We start from the raw sequence: 17,840 nt of genomic DNA, 5'->3' as shown, positions 1-17,840 counted from the left end.
GTCGGACAGGGGAACGCGAAGCCATATATTCGGCCCGTCTGTGATGTGGCAAAAAATATCGCCCGGGGTTATGATAAACCCGGGCATCCAAGGAGGGTCCGTTGGACTATACTGCTCAGCTCGATACTGCGATTGCCAGGCTGCATGACGAAGGACGTTATCGGACCTTTATTGATATCGAACGCCGTAAGGGTCAATTCCCGCACGCCGTGCGGACTTGCCCGGACGGATCACAGCAGAACATCACCGTGTGGTGCGGCAACGATTATCTGGGCATGGGGCAAAACCCCGTGGTGCTGGACGCGATGCATGAGGCGGTAGATGCGACCGGTGCGGGTTCAGGCGGAACACGCAATATATCAGGGACGACTGTCTATCATAAACGTCTCGAAGCTGAGTTGGCCGATCTGCATGGCAAGGAAGCCGCGCTATTGTTCACCAGCGCTTACATTGCAAATGATGCGACCCTGAGCACGTTGCCCAAGCTATTTCCTGGCTTGATCATCTATTCAGACGAGCTGAACCACGCCTCAATGATCGAAGGCGTGCGCCGTAATGGTGGGGCCAAGCGTATATTCCGTCACAATGATGTCGCACATCTGCGCGAATTGCTCGAGGCCGATGACCCGGCAGCCCCCAAGCTGATCGCCTTTGAATCAGTCTACTCGATGGATGGCGATTTTGGTCCGATTGAACAGATTTGCGATCTGGCTGATGAATTCGGAGCTTTGACCTATATCGATGAAGTTCACGCAGTCGGTATGTACGGCGCCCGTGGTGGTGGCGTGACTGAGCGGGATCGCCTTGCTCATCGCATCGACATCATCAATGGAACGCTTGCCAAGGCCTATGGCGTCATGGGGGGCTACATTGCCGCAAGCGAGAAGATGTGTGATGCCATCCGCTCTTACGCGCCCGGTTTTATTTTTACCACGTCCCTGCCACCTGCGGTCGCTGCAGGGGCGGCGGCTTCAGTTGCCTATCTCAAGCGCGCACCGGAATTGCGTGAGCAGCACCAAACCCAGGCCAGTATTCTTAAGCTGCGGCTCAAAGGGCTGGGCTTGCCGCTGATAGATCATGGCAGTCATATCGTGCCGGTGATCGTCGGTAATCCCGTGCATACGAAGATCCTCAGCGACCGGTTGCTGGATGACTATGGAATCTACGTTCAGCCAATCAATTTCCCAACCGTCCCGCGCGGCACCGAACGCCTGCGCTTTACCCCCTCTCCGGTGCATGGGCCTGACGAAATGAACCGTCTGGTGCAGGCGATGGACGAACTTTGGTCACATTGTGCGCTAAATCGCGCCGAACTTGCCGGGTAATGTCACACTAAAGTGTGCAACGAGTTTGCTGCGTGTTACGCTTACGCTAACAAAAGAATTAGACGAATCGTTGTAGGGGCGATTCGCCGCTAGCGTGCAACACGCGACAGGCAAAGATGGGGCAGCAGGAATGATTGGGCGCAGATCACAGCGCGATTCCGAAGAAGACTTGGACGTCAGGCCAAAGGGCTTTGACGATTATGAGGTACGACTCGGCGATGTTATGCGCGGCGAACGCGCGACGATGGGCAAATCTCTTTTGGATGTGCAGCGCGAACTTCGCATCAAAGCCAACTACATAGCCGCCATCGAAAATGCTGATCCCGATGCTTTTGACACACCCGGCTTCATCGCTGGGTATGTGCGTTCTTATGCCCGCTATCTGGGGATGAACCCCGATGAGACTTTCGCAAGCTTCTGTCAGGAGAGCGGATTCGAAGTTGCACACGGCATGTCGGCCGAGGCATCGGTAGTCAAGAAAGCCCAAGGTGGTTTGCCCGCTCGCGGGTCGATGGGGCATGATCCCTTCGTCTCGCCGAACACGCCCTATATTCCCGGTCGCGAATCCGTGGTCAGCCAGATCGAACCGCGGGCCATCGGCTCGACACTTGTGCTGTTGGCCGTAATTGGCGGAATTGGCTATGGCGGCTGGTCGGTTCTGAACCGAATTCAGCAAGTACAGGTCAGCCCGGTCGAGCAAGCGCCGGTTGTCCTGACCGATCTTGATCCGCTGGACGCTGCGCAGGCGCGGTCGGATGAGGCCGAATTGGCCAACGTCGATGCACCAAGCACAGAAGCGCTGGATCGTTTGTATCGCCCGCAAGCGCTGGATGTACCGGTGCTGGTTGCCCGCGATGCCCCGATTTCAACGCTTGATCCGCGTACAGTCGGCACTTTCCGCGCTCCTGAGCCACCGCAGATTCAGGTGACTGAAGTTCATACGGTCGAGCGTCCGGCGTTACCGCAGGTGGTTGAGCAACTGGATACGACGCTTAAAATCGTAGCCGTTAACCCATCGTGGATGCGCGTAACGGCCGCTGATGGCAGCGTCATTTTCGAAGGTACACTTGGTACCGTCGAACAAGGCAGCACGTTCGAAGTGCCCCTGACCGAAGAGGCTCCGCTATTGCGAGCTGGCGCATCAGGATCCGTATATTTCTCGATGAATGGTGAACATTTTGGTCCGGTTGGCGCACCCGGCACGGTGACCAAGGGCGTTGTGCTCTCGAAAGATGCAGTTTCCGAAAAATTCGCAGTTGCAGATCTTGAGGCCGAACAGAACAGCGCGCTCAAGCAACTGGTCGCGGAATTGCAGACTAAGCCAGCAGAAGCACCTGCTGAGTGATCTAGCCATTGCTCCCCTTGGGTTGGCGAACTATCTAAGGGGCAACTCAGGCTGATCTGGACCCTCCCTCATGTCCCTTAATCACGTGCGTCCCTGGCGCGACATCTATCGCCGCAAATCTCGCCAGATCATGGTGGGCAATGTGCCTGTTGGTGGAGATGCGCCGATTGCGGTGCAAACCATGACCAACACGCTGACGACAGATGTGGCAGCAACAGTCGCGCAGGTTCAGGCGGCAGCAGAGGCTGGCGCGGATATTGTTCGGGTGTCGGTCCCGGACGAGGCCTCGGCCAAAGCGCTGAAAGAAATCGTGCGCGAAAGCCCGGTTCCAATCGTGGCTGACATTCACTTTCACTACAAACGTGGTATCGAAGCCGCCGAGGCGGGTGCCGCTTGTCTGCGGATCAATCCCGGGAACATTGGCGATGAAAAGCGGGTGAAGGAGGTCATCAAGGCCGCGCGCGACCACAATTGCTCGATACGGATCGGGGTGAATGCGGGTAGTCTGGAAAAACACCTGCTTGAGAAATATGCCGAACCATGCCCCGAGGCGATGGTTGAAAGCGGACTGGAACACATCCGTATCCTCGAAGACAACGACTTTCACAATTTCAAGATCAGCGTGAAGGCCAGTGACGTCTTTCTATCGGCAGCCGCCTATCAAGGCATCGCCGAAGCCACGGACGCACCGATTCACCTGGGCATCACCGAGGCTGGCGGGCTGGTATCGGGCACGATAAAGTCTGCCATCGGCCTGGGCAATCTGCTGTGGATGGGCATTGGCGACACGATCCGGGTCAGCCTGTCTGCCGATCCGGTGGAGGAGGTGAAGGTGGGCTTTGAGATCCTGAAATCTCTGGGCCTGCGCCATCGCGGCGTGAACATCATCTCATGCCCTTCCTGCGCGCGTCAGGGCTTTGATGTGATCAAAACGGTTGAGGCGTTAGAACATCGACTGGAACACATCAAGACTCCGATGAGCCTGTCGATCATTGGCTGTGTGGTGAACGGGCCGGGAGAAGCCCTAATGACCGATGTCGGCTTTACCGGCGGCGGGGCAGGGTCTGGCATGGTCTATTTGGCGGGAAAAGCCAGCCACAAGATGTCAAACGATCAGATGATCGATCACATTGTGGAACAGGTCGAAAAGAAGGCGGCAGAGTTGGACGCTGCAGCCGAGGCGGCGGAGTAGATTCTTTTAGTGTTTACTTTGGCAGTGGAAATTGAGAGGCATCAAGGACCAGGGCCTGCTGATCTTCGGTCAAGTATGCCTGTTGCGTAATCAGCCTCTCGTGACTCGGGCCTTTTTGTGGGCGGCCCCACATATCAAAATGCACTCCGTAGCACGGATCGAAGAACCCGTTATAGTCACCAGCCTGGGCCTGGACGATACATCCAAAGCCTGTAGGGCTTATGGGGCTGACGATGAACCATTCTACGCGGGCAAATTCCTCGGGACCCAGCGCATTCGCAAGTGATCCGTCGTTCAGCACCTCAGCCCAATCCTTCAAAGGGATGGACGCGTTGGCCTGCGACATCGCAGTAGCCATTTCCGTAGGGCTACGGCGCTAAATGACCACGGGCTTTTCACGGATGACCAGGCGTTTTATTTCACCGGGCGCCCAGCTTACTATCGGAATTGTGTGCAGTCTTGCCTGATAGCTGGATTTTACGTCAGCCGTTGGTTCCATGCTGGACATCAGAAAGTGCGCGCCAATTGCAACTGTCAACAGCGCCCAACCTCCCGTCAAATAATAAAGAATAACGCCTTTTTTCATCACAACAGACTTGAGCGAAACCAGTTTAGTAAATCATGCTTTGATTGAACGCTAATCGAAACGCCTTTCCACTGGGAAGTGCATATTAATCTATCCATCCGTCTCTGAAGGGAATAGCGAAGAGGGTTACTCTGCAAACTTCGGATATATGAAACCGTTCACCGGGTATGAACTGCCGTACCGACCCGGATTGGTTTCCACCCGCACCAGCGTCCAATCATTGTTTTTGGATACGTCCATGACGCCCATTTTCAACGACACTTTGTTGCGGTGCCAGTTTGCATGGTTGATGATGACTTCTCGGTTGGTGACGATATCGGAGACGACGGCGACATGACCCAGAGGCATTCCGCGGGTTGCACGAAACGACATCACAGCACCAACCTCTGGCTCATTGCCCCGGTCAAAGATATTGCCAGCCTTGCCCCACCAGTCCTTGGCATTACCGCGGATCTGGATGCCGCTGAGGTTTCGGGCGTAGGGTACGCACCACACTCTTTGCCCGCGGGCATGCTTTTTCGAAACCTCTTGCAGCGCCATTGCCTGACGCTCCGGATCAAGATCACTATCGTTTGGATTCTGAGCGCAGGCCGAGACAAAACCGATAAGGCCCATCGCAATCACAGCGCGAGCGGTGACTGGCAGGCGCGGCCAAATCGTATTTGTTTTGCGGTTGTGGATTTGCAAGAATCTTTGATGTCGGTTTGAGTGGTTACAGAGTTTTAAGGCGATCATGCAGCTTGTGAAAAGAGCCCAAAAAGGTCCCGGCAAAATATTGCCGGTTCCCTAGTTCCGAGGTGGTCTAATGTATGCTCAGGAAAGCCCACTCAATCGCTTCAATTCAATTGATAGGTTTGAAAAGAAGGTTCACAAAAGGCTCAATATCCAATGAAGATGACTGTTGAGCCAAAGGTGAGTTGAACCCATCGGTAAAGTGAACGTCGGGCGAGCATTCCAACCCCTGCTCTTAACCTTGTTCTGCACGAACTCCGTTCGCAATCTGCAGCATCTGATCTGCGGGTAGGTAACCGCGCAGCATTTCAGTGCCCAGAACAAATGAAGGCGTTCCAGAGATTCGTAGTTTTTGTGCCAGCGCGCGGGTTTTGGCGATCTCCTCGGTGACTTCTTCACTGTCCATCGCCGCGATGATCGCGTCGCTGTCCAGTCCCAGCCCGTCAGAGATGCGGCGCAGGGTGACTTCGGACGGCTCACCGCTAAAGGTCAGCAGGGCATCATGAACCTGTTTGTATGCATCATCTCCCGCCACCCGTTTGGTCGCGATGGCAAAGCGGGATGACACGACCGAGGCATCGCCCAAAATTGGCAATTCCTTAATAACCAGACGGATATTGCCGTCCTGGGCCAGCAGGGTCGCCACTTCGGGCATGGCGCGCCGGCAATAGCCGCAGCGATAGTCCATGAACTCAACCAGAGTTATGTCGCCGTCTGGGTTGCCGCCCACCCAGCTATACCCATCGTTGAACAGGTCTTCCGCATTGGCAGCGACGAGTTCTTTGTCGGCATTCGCCTCGGCTGCGGCGTTGCGCTCTTCAAGGATGTTGATCGCCTCGATGATCACTTCCGGATTTGCCAGCAGATATTCGCGCACCTGCGCGCCAAACTCGGCTCTCTCTGCGTCGCTCATGGCGTTCAGGTCAAGCGCCTGCGCGGGGCTGGTGATCAGGGAAAGACCCAATAGGGCCGGTGCAGCATGTCTCAGGATCATTTCCGTTTCCTTCTTTTGTTCTTTTTCAGGCGCTCCGAGGCAATCAGCACATCCTGCGCCCTTTGCCAACCCGGAGACCCTTCGGGGAGTTGCGCAACCGCGCGTTTAGCATGGATGCCTGCATCAGCAAGACGACCCTGCAGCGCATATCGCTCTGCGGTCACAGCAGACGCCATTCCATTGTTGCCCACCTGCGAATAGGCTAAGCCAAGATCACGCATTAATCGGGCGTTTCGGTAATCTCTTGCCCTTGCTTTTTCAAGAACTTGCAGGGCTTTCTTGGTTTGGCCATCCGCCAGTAGAGCGCGCCCATACCCCGCCAAAACCAGAGAATTGTTCGGTGCCATATCGACTGCAGCACCATAGGCTGCAACAGCCTCGCTCAGGCGTCTGTTCTCCAGCAGAATCTGGCCTTTCAGTTCATAGAAAAACGGATCATCGGGGCGGATTGCCAACGCTCCGTCAATCGCGGCGCGGGCGCGGGACAAGTCTCGGTTCTGGTGGTAGGCCGATGCTTCACGCATCAGACGGATGTCGCGATCGGTTTCCTCGGCTGCACGGCGTAGTGTCCAGGTCGGGGATCGCAAGAAGGCTGACAGTTTTCCTTTTACGCGGGCAAACCAGTAATCTGCGTTTGGGTTCTCTTTAGCTTTGTCGCCATATTGATCCAGAAACGTCTCAGCCGCGCGAAGGCGCTCTCGGCTGGTTGGGTGCGAGCGCATATACGGGTCCTGCCTGATTTCGCTCAGTAGTTCCTGCCCGGCAAACTTGCGGTGCAAATCAACCATCCCGCGTGGTGAGATCCCAGCCCAACGCAGATAGCTGGCAGCACTGCGATCGGCCGAGGCCTCTTCGGCGCGTGTATGCCCCAAGAAACTGCGCAATGCCGAAGCCTGAGTGCCCACAGCAATGCCTGCCGCAGCCTCTCCGCCGCCCGCTGCTGCGGCCGCAAGCGCCAGCAGCGTGCCAAGCTGCGCGTTGCGCTGCGCCGCCCGCAGGTTTTCCGAACGGCGTGCAAGGTGACCGTTGGCGATATGGGCGGCCTCATGCGCGATCACCGCCTGCAACATCTCGGGGGTTTCGACGGTCAGGATCAGACCGTAATTCAGGTAGATGGTGTTGTAGTCTATAACAAAAGCATTGAATACGCTGTCATTTACCACCAGTACCCTAACCCGGTTGGTGTTCAGGCCAGCCGCGCGCAAGATCGGAAAGGCCAGTTCTCGTAGGCCGTGTTCTATATCGGGATCGCGGATCAGGCTTTGCGCGTTGGTCTGAACGACACTGACCAACCACGTCACTGCGATCAGCAACACAGCCGGGATTGACGCCAGCCGGGATAAGCGTTCAAAAGCCATGGCTGCAACATGGGAGATGGCCATGAGAAACTCAACCCGTTCCGGGGTCGATCCCTTCATCGTGATGGATGTGATGGAGGCCGCACGCAAGGCAGAAGAGGCCGGGCGGCATGTCATTCATATGGAGGTAGGCCAACCGGGAACCGGGGCACCTAAAGGGGCGACCGAAGCGCTGGCGAGGGCCATGGAACAGGGGCCGCTGGGGTATACGGTGGCTTTGGGTTTGCCCGCGCTCAGGCAGCGGATCGCGCGGTTGTATGGCGAGTGGTATAATGTTGATCTTAACCCCGAACGGGTGGTGATCACACCGGGGTCGTCCGGCGGGTTCCTGCTGACCTTCACGGCGCTTTTCGACAGCGGTGATCGGGTAGGGATCGGGGCACCGGGGTATCCGTCTTATCGGCAAATCCTCAAGGCGCTGGGGTTGGTTCCGGTTGATCTGCCGACTGCGCCTGAAAACCGGCTGCAACCAGTGCCCGCCGATTTCGCGGGGCTCGATCTGCAGGGATTGATGGTTGCTTCACCTGCGAACCCCACAGGAACGATGTTGGACCATGCCGCGATGCAGGCACTGATCGAAGCCGCGCAGGGGAAGGGCGCGTCGTTCATCAGTGACGAGATTTATCACGGGCTGGAATACGAAGCCAAAGCCGTCACTGCGTTGGAGCTGACGGATGAGTGCTATGTGATCAACTCGTTCTCCAAGTATTTCTCGATGACGGGCTGGCGTGTTGGCTGGATGGTTGTGCCCGAAGATCAGGTGCGCGTGGTCGAGCGAATTGCGCAGAACATGTTCATTTGTGCTCCCCATGCGAGCCAGGTGGCGGCATTGGCTGCGATGGATTGCGAAGATGAGCTGCAGGCCAATCTGGATGTTTACCGCCGTAATCGTCTGTTGATGCTGGATGGGTTGCCCAAGGCCGGGTTTGCCAATATCGCACCGCCGGATGGGGCGTTTTATGTCTACGCAGATGTCTCGGATTTGACGCAGGATAGCCGTGCCTTTGCGGCCGAGATTCTGGACAAGGCCGGGGTTGCCGTGACACCGGGGCTGGATTTCGATCCGGTGCGCGGGCACACGACGTTGCGTTTTTCTTATGCGCGGTCGAGCGAAGACATTCAGGATGGGCTGGATCGGCTGCAGCGTTTTATGGCCGAGCGAGGCGCGATCCCGCAAACGGCCTAAAGCGTTCACAAAGGCAGGGGATTGCTATAGGCTCTGCCTCAAACGATCTCGGGAAAACTTGAGGCCATGAGCAGGATTTTCTTCGCACTCGCCCTGATCTGGGCGCTGACTGGTGCTGCTATCGCGCAGGACTTCAGCGCACTTGCACGCGCCCTTCCGGAGCAGAGCCGCATCGTCGATGAGGGCAATATCGGGGTGCGGCTGGACCTTGGCCTCAGCCAGGGTGTGCCATACCGCGTGTTCACATTGCGTGATCCCTACCGGATGGTGCTGGATTTCCAGGAGGTCGATTGGTCTGGTTTGGACCGCGGGACCTTCCTTCAAACTGACCGTATCAGTGGTGTTCAGTACGGAGCCTATGTGCCCGGCTGGTCGCGCCTAGTGCTGGAGCTTGGTGCTCCTTTGGCTGTAGAAACCGCCGATCTGCGGATTGATCAAGCGACGGGCGCTGCACATTTGTCGTTGCATCTGAAAGGGACTGACTTTGACAGTTTCGCGGCCAGCGCGGGTGCTCCGCGCCAGCCAGGGTGGGACCTTCCGGAACCCGCGGTGACACCGGCGATGCCCGGGCGCGTTGATCAACATGTGTTGCTTGTCATGTTGGACCCCGGCCATGGGGGCATCGATCCGGGTGCCGAAGTCGCTGATACCAATGAGAAAACGCTGATGCTGACCTTCGCACGCGAACTGCGCGAGGCGCTGCTGCGTACAGGCGGATACGAAGTGGTGATGACACGCGTCGACGATCAGTTTGTCTCGCTAGAGCGGCGCATTGCTTTGGCGCACAGGGCCGGGGCGGACGTGTTCATCTCGCTGCATGCGGATTCGCTTTCCGAAGGGTTGGCGCATGGGGCTGTCGTCTACACACTGTCAGAAGAGGCCTCGGATGTTGCCAGCCAGAAGCTGGCTGAACGTCACGACCGAGGCGATCTGATTGCGGGTATCGATCTGAGCGGAGCGGACGATCAGGTCGCTGATGTGCTGCTGGATTTGGCCCGGCAAGAGACCAAACCGCGCAGCAAAGCGCTGGCCCGCTCGTTGGTCGATGGTATGGCACAGCAGGGTGGGCCGATGAATCGCAGACCCCTGCGTTCTGCGTCATTCTCGGTATTGAAGGCCGCAGACATCCCATCTGTGTTGGTCGAGTTGGGGTTCTTGTCCAGCCCGCGTGATTTCAAGAACATCTCTGATCCGGACTGGCGGGCCTCGATGGCGCGCGGGCTAGTGCAGGGGCTTGAGAACTGGCGTCAGGACGATTTGGTGAAACGATCGCTGATTGGTCAATAACGTAGCGGCGCAAAACGGCCATTGTAGCCTTTCGTGTTTTGACCCTGCGGGGGGGCGACACTATATAGGCGTCACCGCGAGTAAAAGGCAGTAACGTGATCCGGTTCATTCTTTCGTTTTTCGGGGCGATTTTCAGCCTCGTGACCTTGGGTATTTTTATGGCCGCGCTGGTCGTTGGCGCGGTGTTCTGGATGTATGGGCGCGACCTGCCCAGTCATGAATCACTGGCGCAATACAAGCCGCCGACCATCAGCCGGATTTACTCGGGCGAAGGACAGCTGATCGACGAATTTGCACAGGAACGCCGTCTGTTCACGCCGTCCGAGGAAATCCCCGATCTGGTGAAACAGGCGTTTATCTCTGCGGAAGACAAGAATTTCTATACCCATCAGGGCTATGACCCGCGCGGTATCATTGCTGCCGGGGTCGAGGCCGTGCGCACCAAGGGCGAAACCGTACGTGGTGCGTCAACGATCACGCAGCAGGTGATGAAGAACTTCCTGCTGTCCGGCGATCGCCGGGCCGAGCGCAAGATCAAGGAAATCATCCTCGCCACTCGGCTTGAGGATACGCTGGACAAGGAGCAGATCCTCGAACTCTATATGAACGAGATATTTCTGGGCCAGAACTCCTATGGCGTGACCGCCGCGGCGCAGACATACTTCAACAAGACCCTGCAAGAGCTGGCACCACACGAAGCGGCGATGCTGGCCGCTATGCCCAAAGCGCCGTCCGACTACCATCCGGTTCGTCAGAAGGAACGTCTGCTCAACCGTCGTAACTATGTGCTGCGCGAAATGCAGCAGAACGGGTATATTGATCAGGCGACCTATGAGACCGAGGTCGAGATGCCCCTGCGCTCGGTCCAAAACGGTGACTTTGAAAGCTTCCGTACTGCATTGCCACCTCGTGATTACTTCACTGACGAAATCCGCCGCCAGCTGAGTGAGGATTTTGGTGAAGGTGAGTTCTTCACTGGCGGCTTTACCGTCCGGGCGTCGGTTGATGAAGAAATGCAGGTCGAAGCGGCGAAAGCCCTGCGCACGGCGCTGCAGAAATACGACCGCTCGCGCGGGAAATGGCGTGGTACGGGTGAGGTGATCCCTGAAGAGAAGCTGGCAGATGAAGCTCAGTGGCGCGAGGCGCTGGCGATCATGGAAATCCCCCGCGACGTAGTGCTGCCGACGCAATGGTATCCGGCCGTTGTTCTGAACGTGGCCGACCAATCCCTGACCGTCGGGATCGAAGATGGCCCAGCAGATGGCACCGTCCCCCGCGAAGATATCAAGTGGATGCAGGGTGATTTCGCAGCCAATTTCAAACGCGGCGATGTCATTCTGGTAATGGCCGGCGAAGAGGGGCAGTGGTCTGCCCGTCAGGTGCCAGAAGTGCAGGGCGGCTTTGTCGCGATGGACGTGAATTCGGGCCGTGTTCTCGCGATGCAGGGTGGGTTTTCTTATCAGGACACGGTGTTCAACCGCGCCACGCAAGCGCAGCGGCAGCCTGGGTCCAGCTTCAAACCCTTCGTTTATGCAGCGGCGCTAGACAGCGGATATAGCCCAGCCACAATCGTTGTGGATGCGCCGATCGAGGTGAATACACCGCAGGGCCTTTGGCGTCCCAAGAACTCGACCAACAAGTTCTATGGTCCGACGCCGTTGCGCACCGGGATCGAGATGTCGCGGAACTTGATGACCATCCGCTTGGCGCAAGAGGTCACCATGCCCGTTGTTGCGGGGTATGCCGAACGGTTCGGCGTTTATGACCGTATGGGCGCATTCCTTGCGAACTCGCTGGGGTCCGAAGAAACCACGCTTTATAAAATGGTTGCTGCCTATGCGATGTTCGCCAATGGCGGTGAGAGGGTTGAGCCGACTCTGGTTGACCGTATTCAGGACCGGTTCGGCAAGACCATCTATCGCCATGACGATCGCCAGTGTGTGGATTGTAACTCCAGCTGGCTTGAGCCCGATGAATCGCCCACGATCCTTACCGATCGCAGTCAGGTCATGGATGCCATCACAGCCTATCAGCTGACGTCGATGATGAAAGGCGTGGTGGATCGCGGCACCGCGTCGCGTGTCGTGAACCTGCCCGTGCCCACGGCGGGCAAGACCGGCACTACGAACGAATCCAAGGATGCGTGGTTTATCGGTTTCACCTCAAACATCGTGGCAGGTTGCTACATCGGTTATGACCGCCCGCGCCCGATGGGCCGGGGGGCCTATGGCGGCACGCTGTGTGGCCCTGTGTTCCAGAGCTTCATGGAAAAGGCCGTCGAGAAATACGGCGGAGGCCCCTTTGAAGTGCCTCCGGGCGGCCATTTCATCAAGATCGACCGGTTCAGCGGCGCGCGCCTACCTGAAGATGCCAGTGGAGAATACGTGGTGGCCGAGTATTTCCGTGATGGCGTCGACGGCTTCATCGACCGCATCTATGATGGTGGTTTTGCTATGGGCTCGGATTTGCCGTTGTTTGAAGAGGCCAGCTCGGGCCGTCAGGTAACCACCTCGACGGGTGATACGATCACGGTCGGCCCCAATGCTAGCCAAGGTGAACTGCAGGGCGGTGGGCTTTACTGACCGCCCAATTTTCACCGCTTAGTCGTCTTGTGGTGACCTGCACCTCTTGCTATCACGCAACCCTGATTGAGCAAGTTGGGACCTGACCATGCGCGCCGAAACCCAGAATATCGTGGCGGAAATCGAAAAGTCGCTGGAGCTGCTGGCGCAGCGTATGGACTATGAAACCGCTCCGCACCGGCTAGAGGAATTCAACGCACGTGTTGAAGATCCAAACCTGTGGGACAATCCTGAAAACGCGCAAAAACTGATGCGCGAACGGCAGATGCTGGTCGACGCAATCGAGACCTACGAATCCATCAAAACCGATCTTAGCGACAATATCGAACTGATCGAATTGGGCGAGATGGAAGAGGACGAAGAGGTTGTCACCGACGCCGAAAACGCCATCAAAAGCCTGCAGTCCAAAGCCGCCAAGAAGGAACTTGAGGCGCTATTGGACGGAGAAGCCGACGGTAATGATACATTTCTTGAGATCAACTCGGGCGCCGGAGGTACAGAAAGCTGTGACTGGGCTTCGATGCTGGCGCGGATGTACGTGCGTTGGGCCGAGAAAAAGGGCTATACGGTTGAACTACAATCCGAGACGGCGGGGGAAGAAGCGGGCATCAAATCTGCCGCTTACAAGATCACCGGTCACAACGCCTATGGCTGGTTGAAATCGGAAAGCGGCGTGCACCGGCTGGTGCGCATTTCGCCTTTCGACTCGGCAGCCAAACGGCATACCTCGTTCAGTTCGGTCTGGGTTTATCCGGTGGTGGACGACAATATCGAGATCGAGGTCAATCCTTCGGACATCCGCATCGATACATACCGGTCCTCGGGCGCAGGCGGTCAGCACGTGAACACCACGGACTCGGCGGTACGCATCACACACATCCCGACCGGGATTGTTGTGACGAGTTCCGAGAAATCGCAGCATCAGAACCGCGATATCGCCATGAAGGCACTGAAATCGCGGCTGTATCAGCAGGAGCTGGATCGCCGGAATGCTGACATTAACGCTGCGCATGAGGCCAAGGGCGATGCGGGTTGGGGCAACCAAATCCGGTCCTACGTGCTGCAGCCCTATCAGATGGTTAAAGATCTGCGAACCAACCATGAAACCTCGGATACCAAGGGCGTACTGGACGGCGACCTTGATGAGTTCATGGCAGCGACGCTAGCGCTGAATGTCTCGGGTAAAAGCCGGTCCGAGGCGCAAGGCGAAGGCTAGTTGCGAAAGCACCTGACCTCTGTTGCAAACCTGATCAGAGGCCACTGGCAACTGATCATCATTGTCGCGTTGGTGTTTGTGTTCTGGAACACGATGCTGGTGCTTCCATTGAAAATCCTGGTTGTTTTTCTGCATGAGCTTTCGCACGCCCTTGCTATCGTTCTGACCGGAGGATCGGTCGATAGCTTTTCGGTCTCACCGCAACAGGGTGGTCTGGTGGTCGGCCGAGGCGGCAACCGGTTTATCAGCCTTTCAGCCGGATATCTGGGCTCATTGATGCTTGGGATGGGGCTGCTGATGATCGCTTTACGCACGAATGCCGATCGGATGGCGCTTGGTCTCTTTGGTGGCGTCATGCTGGTGGTCACTCTGCTGTATATCCGTGACCCGTTTGCCATGGCGTTCTGTGCGGGTAGCGGCGTGGCAATGGTGGCGATCGCCTGGTACCTGAGCCGCAATCTGTGCGATCTGATTTTGCGAGTCATTGGATTGACCAGCATGATCTACGTGCCCTTTGATATCTTCGATGACACCATCCGGCGCCCTGGCTTGCGTTCAGACGCGTACATGCTGGCCGACGAGTTCGGTGGAACGACAATGATGTGGGGTGGGCTGTGGCTGACCATCAGTCTAGTCATGATCATCTTTGGCCTGAGGAACATGCTTGGCCGCGATAGCAATGTTCGGATCGACGTCAGGATCAAGTGAGCATAACCTTTGCTCACATCCAAAAAAGATACATCTAAACAGTGGCTTTAAATGGTCCGACCACGTCGTTAGGCTGATCGGGAACAGGCAAAGGGCCAACCCACATGGATCTGAACAGAGCCTCTGCAAAGGACATTCTCGATAGCTTGTCCAACCGTCAGCTTTCAGCAGTTGAGTTGATGCGCGCGACACTGGACCGTATCACTGAGGTGAATGGCCCGGTGAACGCGATTGTCGCGCTCCGAGAGGAAGACGCTTTGATGGAAGAGGCGCGGGCGGCGGATGCGGCCCTCACGCGTGGGTCTCTGCACGGGCTACCGATTGCGGTGAAAGACCTGGTGAATGTGGCGGGGATCGCCTCGACCCAGGGTTCGCCATTGTTCAAGGATCATGTCCCACAAACTGACGATCTGTTGGCCGCCCGGTTGCGCGCAGCCGGAGCGATCCTGATCGGTAAGACCAATACGCCAGAATTCGGACTTGGTTCGCACACGTTCAACCCCGTCTATGGCGCAACCCGCAACCCTTACGATACGGCAAAATCTTGTGGCGGCTCGTCGGGTGGCGCGGCTGTGGCGTTGGCGACGGGCATGCTGTCGCTGGCCGACGGGTCCGACATGATGGGCAGCTTGCGCAACCCTGCGGCATGGAACAACGTCTATGGGTTCAGGCCTATTTGGGGGCGGGTTCCTTCCGAACCAGCTGGCGACAGCTATCTGCACCAGCTTTCAACATTGGGGCCGATGGCGCGCAGCCCGGAAGATATCGGGCTTTTGCTCGACGTGATGTCTGGCCCAGACCCAAGAATGCCCCTGAGCGCCGAGGTTGCGGCAGTGTCCCCCATTCAGACCGCCGATCTGACTGGAATGCGTATCGGCTGGCTGGGTGACTGGGGCGGGGCGTTTCCATATGAGCCGGGCATACTTGAGCTTTGCAGAGATGCGTTGCGGGTTTTTGAAGGAAACGGCGCGCGGGTTGAGACGCTTGAACCACCCTTTGATGCGGACCTGATCTGGGACAGCTGGATCACTTTGCGCTCATGGAGCGTGGCAACTGGGCTTGAGCCTCTGGCTCGGGACAAAGCCGTACTCAAAGATACAGCGCAATGGGAGTTGGAGCGTGGGCTGTCTTTCAGCGCAATGGATGTGCACCGCGCCAGTGTTATTCGATCAGACTGGCACAGACGCGCGGCAGAGATATTTGCTGATTATGACGCTCTGGTATTGCCAGCTGCGCAGGTCTGGCCATTCGAGATCGAAACACCATACCCAACCAAAATCGAAGGGCAGGGGATGGATACCTACCATCGCTGGATGCAGGTTGTGACGCCAGTCAGCCTGCTGGGTCTACCCTGTTTGGGAGCTCCAGCCGGGTTTGGGGCCAATGGGTTGCCGATGGGGCTGCAACTATTTGGCCCGCGTGGATCGGATGCGAAAATCTTGTCGATGGGCGCGGCTTATCATGCAGAAACGCACTGGCCACAGAAACGCCCCGCCATGTAGAAAGAAACGCCTGGGAGGAGCAAACAGGAATGAATAAACCCTTTGGTGTGCCGACGTTGAAACCGGTCGATACTTCGATGCTGAAACAAGCGCTGCGTCGCGCCTGGCAAGATTTTCGCAGCGCGCCGCTATACGGGCTTCTTTTTGCTGGTTTTTACGTCTTGGCCGGGTGGCTCATGGCCTGGGTTACACTAAAGACCGGTACATCATTCTGGCTGGTTCTGGCCGCAATCGGGTTTCCTTTGATCGGGCCGTTCGCCGCCGTAGGACTGTACGAGGTGTCGCACCGATTGGAACAGGGCGAACCGTTGAACCCTGCTGCGATATTCGGCGTCGTCGTTCAGCAAAGCCGCAGGCAACTGCCGTCGATTTGCGCGATCATAGTGGTGATATTTCTGTTCTGGTTCTTTCTGGGTCACATGATCTTTGCCCTGTTCATGGGGCTGTCGACGATGACCAACATCTCGACTTCGTTTGAAGTCTTTCTGACCCCTAATGGTTTGGGCATGTTAGCTTTGGGCACATTGGTCGGTGCCGTGTTTGCGATCATTTTGTACATGATCACGGTACTATCGATACCAATGTTGCTGGATCGCGAATTAGATTTCGTGACAGCGATGATCTCAAGCTTTGGTTACGTCAAGGCGAACATGAAAGTGATGCTGGGGTGGGGTGGATTCATCGCGATTGTCACATTTCTCGCGATGGTGCCCTGGTTCTTGGGTCTGTTTCTGGTTCTGCCGTTGCTTGGACACGCAAGCTGGCATCTCTATCGTTTGATCTCAGATGGTGGAACATCAGAAACTGCTGAACCTGAGAGTGCCTGAACGCGTAATCTCAGGTCGAAGCGCCCCTGCTTGGGTGTGCTGAGCGCTTTGCTTTGCGCGCCAATTTCAATGCAGCAGACAGGTCATGTCCCAAGTGCCGTAGCTCAACCCGTTGGGTGCTCTGGCCTAGCTCGGATCCTTCTGCAAGCCGATAGACATAGCCCAACAATCGGGTGCCGTTCTCTTCGCTTGTTTCAGACAGCACCATCATTCGACGATCTTGCGCGCCTTTTCGTGAAATCAACGCACAGATCTTTCCATCTGCATAAGACACGATACCCCGAACCTCACGCGTTGCGGGTCTCTCGGATAGTGAGGAACAGGGATCATAACCACGTAGCAGGGTGCAATTGAAGATCTCACGCACATGGTACAGCCGGTGATGGGGCTGGCTCGCGGCTGTCTGGTCACGCTCAATGGCTTGGTAAAAGCCGGTCGCAAACGTCGTATCGACGTTAGCCGAGAGGTAACGATCGATGACATTTACCGCCGGATGCGTGGCGTGGGGCTCGATTTCATCCAGTGGTTTTAGAAGGATACGCGCATCGACATCGAAAAACTGACAAATCCTATCCAAGATATCCGGGCGCGGAAAGCTCTCACCGGCCAGATATCGGTTGAACTGCGTTCGATTGATTCCCAGCTGGCGGCATAGCTCAGACACCGATGGGTATCTTTGTGCAAGCTGCCGAAGGTTCGCGCCAAACATTCTACGTAATTTAGCAGGGCTGCGATTGGTGTCGGTCACGTCAATTCCACGGTTCTGCTTGAGATTCGAAATAACAAGAAGACGTCAACACAGTGGCTGCACGTCAGTCAGAAATCGTAAAAATGACAAATGGGGGCGTCGGATGAGGCCCCGCTACGCGGGTCAGGCTAACGTTACGTCATGCAAAATCAATAGCGATTCAGTTTATTTGCATGATCTTTTACATGTTATTGTTCGTGAATTGTGTGGAATGCGGACTAATTTCGGACTATTGTTTAATCTTATCGCGTT

General features: G+C 56.6%; 15 protein-coding genes. 10 read left to right on the top strand and 5 right to left on the bottom strand.

Annotated features, from left to right (window positions below; translation table 11 throughout):
* Window positions 1–101 precede the first annotated feature (101 nt).
* The 3 genes from hemA (at window position 102) to ispG (ending at window position 3,862) form a co-directional block, all read left to right on the top strand.
* Window positions 102–1,325, top strand: coding sequence for a 5-aminolevulinate synthase (hemA, locus tag ACRZ91_RS05025; RefSeq protein ID WP_170472185.1), 1,224 nt, complete (start codon window positions 102–104; stop codon window positions 1,323–1,325).
* Window positions 1,326–1,455: 130 nt separating this feature from the next.
* On the top strand, window positions 1,456–2,670 hold the full coding sequence (locus ACRZ91_RS05020) for a helix-turn-helix domain-containing protein (RefSeq protein ID WP_480903056.1): 1,215 nt from the start codon (window positions 1,456–1,458) through the stop codon (window positions 2,668–2,670).
* A 70-nt stretch (window positions 2,671–2,740) separates the two neighbouring features.
* Entirely contained in the window at window positions 2,741–3,862 is a 1,122-nt protein-coding gene (ispG, locus tag ACRZ91_RS05015; protein ID WP_170773233.1) for a flavodoxin-dependent (E)-4-hydroxy-3-methylbut-2-enyl-diphosphate synthase, read from the top strand.
* Between the two features lie 13 nt (window positions 3,863–3,875).
* Here ispG and ACRZ91_RS05010 read toward each other — a convergent pair whose 3' ends face one another.
* The 4 genes from ACRZ91_RS05010 to ACRZ91_RS04995 all read right to left on the bottom strand — a co-directional run bounded on the left by ACRZ91_RS05010 (window position 3,876) and on the right by ACRZ91_RS04995 (window position 7,556).
* The gene (locus ACRZ91_RS05010; protein WP_480903053.1) at window positions 3,876–4,208 is read right to left on the bottom strand and encodes a Rieske (2Fe-2S) protein; all 333 of its coding nucleotides are present in this window, start codon (window positions 4,206–4,208) and stop codon (window positions 3,876–3,878) included.
* A 366-nt stretch (window positions 4,209–4,574) separates the two neighbouring features.
* Window positions 4,575–5,063 (bottom strand): CHAP domain-containing protein, encoded by a 489-nt coding sequence (locus tag ACRZ91_RS05005; protein WP_480903051.1) that lies wholly within the window; start codon window positions 5,061–5,063, stop codon window positions 4,575–4,577.
* A gap of 352 nt (window positions 5,064–5,415) precedes the next feature.
* Window positions 5,416–6,174 (bottom strand): DsbA family protein, encoded by a 759-nt coding sequence (locus ACRZ91_RS05000; RefSeq protein ID WP_480903049.1) that lies wholly within the window; start codon window positions 6,172–6,174, stop codon window positions 5,416–5,418.
* On the bottom strand, window positions 6,171–7,556 hold the full coding sequence (locus tag ACRZ91_RS04995; RefSeq protein WP_480903047.1) for a M48 family metalloprotease: 1,386 nt from the start codon (window positions 7,554–7,556) through the stop codon (window positions 6,171–6,173). Before ACRZ91_RS04995 ends, ACRZ91_RS05000 begins: the two co-directional genes overlap by 4 nt.
* On the opposite strand from ACRZ91_RS04995, the gene ACRZ91_RS04990 reads away from it, so the two are divergent.
* The 7 genes from ACRZ91_RS04990 (at window position 7,555) to ACRZ91_RS04960 (ending at window position 16,840) form a co-directional block, all read left to right on the top strand.
* Window positions 7,555–8,718 carry a pyridoxal phosphate-dependent aminotransferase gene (locus tag ACRZ91_RS04990; protein ID WP_170540505.1) on the top strand — a complete coding sequence of 388 codons (1,164 nt, stop codon included), beginning with the start codon at window positions 7,555–7,557 and terminating at the stop codon, window positions 8,716–8,718. The two genes, ACRZ91_RS04995 and ACRZ91_RS04990, sit on opposite strands and share 2 nt — an antisense overlap.
* 66 nt (window positions 8,719–8,784) lie before the next feature.
* Entirely contained in the window at window positions 8,785–10,005 is a 1,221-nt protein-coding gene (locus ACRZ91_RS04985) for an N-acetylmuramoyl-L-alanine amidase (RefSeq protein ID WP_480903045.1), read from the top strand.
* A 95-nt stretch (window positions 10,006–10,100) separates the two neighbouring features.
* A complete protein-coding gene (locus ACRZ91_RS04980; protein ID WP_480655275.1) occupies window positions 10,101–12,587 on the top strand; it encodes a penicillin-binding protein 1A in 2,487 nt (828 codons plus the stop codon).
* 88 nt (window positions 12,588–12,675) lie between these two features.
* Window positions 12,676–13,803, top strand: coding sequence for a peptide chain release factor 2 (gene prfB / locus ACRZ91_RS04975; RefSeq protein WP_480903042.1), 1,128 nt, complete (start codon window positions 12,676–12,678; stop codon window positions 13,801–13,803).
* Window positions 13,804–14,511 carry a M50 family metallopeptidase gene (locus tag ACRZ91_RS04970; RefSeq protein ID WP_480903040.1) on the top strand — a complete coding sequence of 236 codons (708 nt, stop codon included), beginning with the start codon at window positions 13,804–13,806 and terminating at the stop codon, window positions 14,509–14,511. It begins immediately after the preceding gene.
* 104 nt (window positions 14,512–14,615) lie between these two features.
* The gene (locus tag ACRZ91_RS04965) at window positions 14,616–16,013 is read left to right on the top strand and encodes an amidase (RefSeq protein ID WP_480903038.1); all 1,398 of its coding nucleotides are present in this window, start codon (window positions 14,616–14,618) and stop codon (window positions 16,011–16,013) included.
* Window positions 16,014–16,042: 29 nt separating this feature from the next.
* Window positions 16,043–16,840, top strand: coding sequence for a DUF2189 domain-containing protein (locus ACRZ91_RS04960; protein WP_480903036.1), 798 nt, complete (start codon window positions 16,043–16,045; stop codon window positions 16,838–16,840).
* 10 nt (window positions 16,841–16,850) lie between these two features.
* Here ACRZ91_RS04960 and ACRZ91_RS04955 read toward each other — a convergent pair whose 3' ends face one another.
* Window positions 16,851–17,504, bottom strand: coding sequence for a helix-turn-helix domain-containing protein (locus ACRZ91_RS04955; RefSeq protein ID WP_480903034.1), 654 nt, complete (start codon window positions 17,502–17,504; stop codon window positions 16,851–16,853).
* Window positions 17,505–17,840: the final 336 nt, after the last annotated feature.

Source organism: Ruegeria sp. O11 (assembly GCF_056535285.1).
Note: the sequence above shows the minus strand (reverse complement) of the source record. Positions and strands in the feature narration are given on the sequence as shown.

Bases quoted from the DNA above. Each gene is read 5' to 3' on its own strand.
- ACRZ91_RS04995 (WP_480903047.1), bottom strand. From the start codon at position 7,556: ATGGCCATCTCCCATGTTGCAGCCATGGCTTTTGAACGCTTATCCCGG.
- ACRZ91_RS04960 (WP_480903036.1), top strand. From the start codon at position 16,043: ATGAATAAACCCTTTGGTGTGCCGACGTTGAAACCGGTCGATACTTCG.
- ACRZ91_RS05005 (WP_480903051.1), bottom strand. From the start codon at position 5,063: ATGGGCCTTATCGGTTTTGTCTCGGCCTGCGCTCAGAATCCAAACGAT.
- ACRZ91_RS04990 (WP_170540505.1), top strand. From the start codon at position 7,555: ATGAGAAACTCAACCCGTTCCGGGGTCGATCCCTTCATCGTGATGGAT.
- prfB (WP_480903042.1), top strand. From the start codon at position 12,676: ATGCGCGCCGAAACCCAGAATATCGTGGCGGAAATCGAAAAGTCGCTG.
- ACRZ91_RS05000 (WP_480903049.1), bottom strand. From the start codon at position 6,174: ATGATCCTGAGACATGCTGCACCGGCCCTATTGGGTCTTTCCCTGATC.
- ACRZ91_RS04965 (WP_480903038.1), top strand. From the start codon at position 14,616: ATGGATCTGAACAGAGCCTCTGCAAAGGACATTCTCGATAGCTTGTCC.
- ACRZ91_RS05020 (WP_480903056.1), top strand. From the start codon at position 1,456: ATGATTGGGCGCAGATCACAGCGCGATTCCGAAGAAGACTTGGACGTC.
- ACRZ91_RS04985 (WP_480903045.1), top strand. From the start codon at position 8,785: ATGAGCAGGATTTTCTTCGCACTCGCCCTGATCTGGGCGCTGACTGGT.
- ACRZ91_RS05010 (WP_480903053.1), bottom strand. From the start codon at position 4,208: ATGTCGCAGGCCAACGCGTCCATCCCTTTGAAGGATTGGGCTGAGGTG.
- ispG (WP_170773233.1), top strand. From the start codon at position 2,741: ATGTCCCTTAATCACGTGCGTCCCTGGCGCGACATCTATCGCCGCAAA.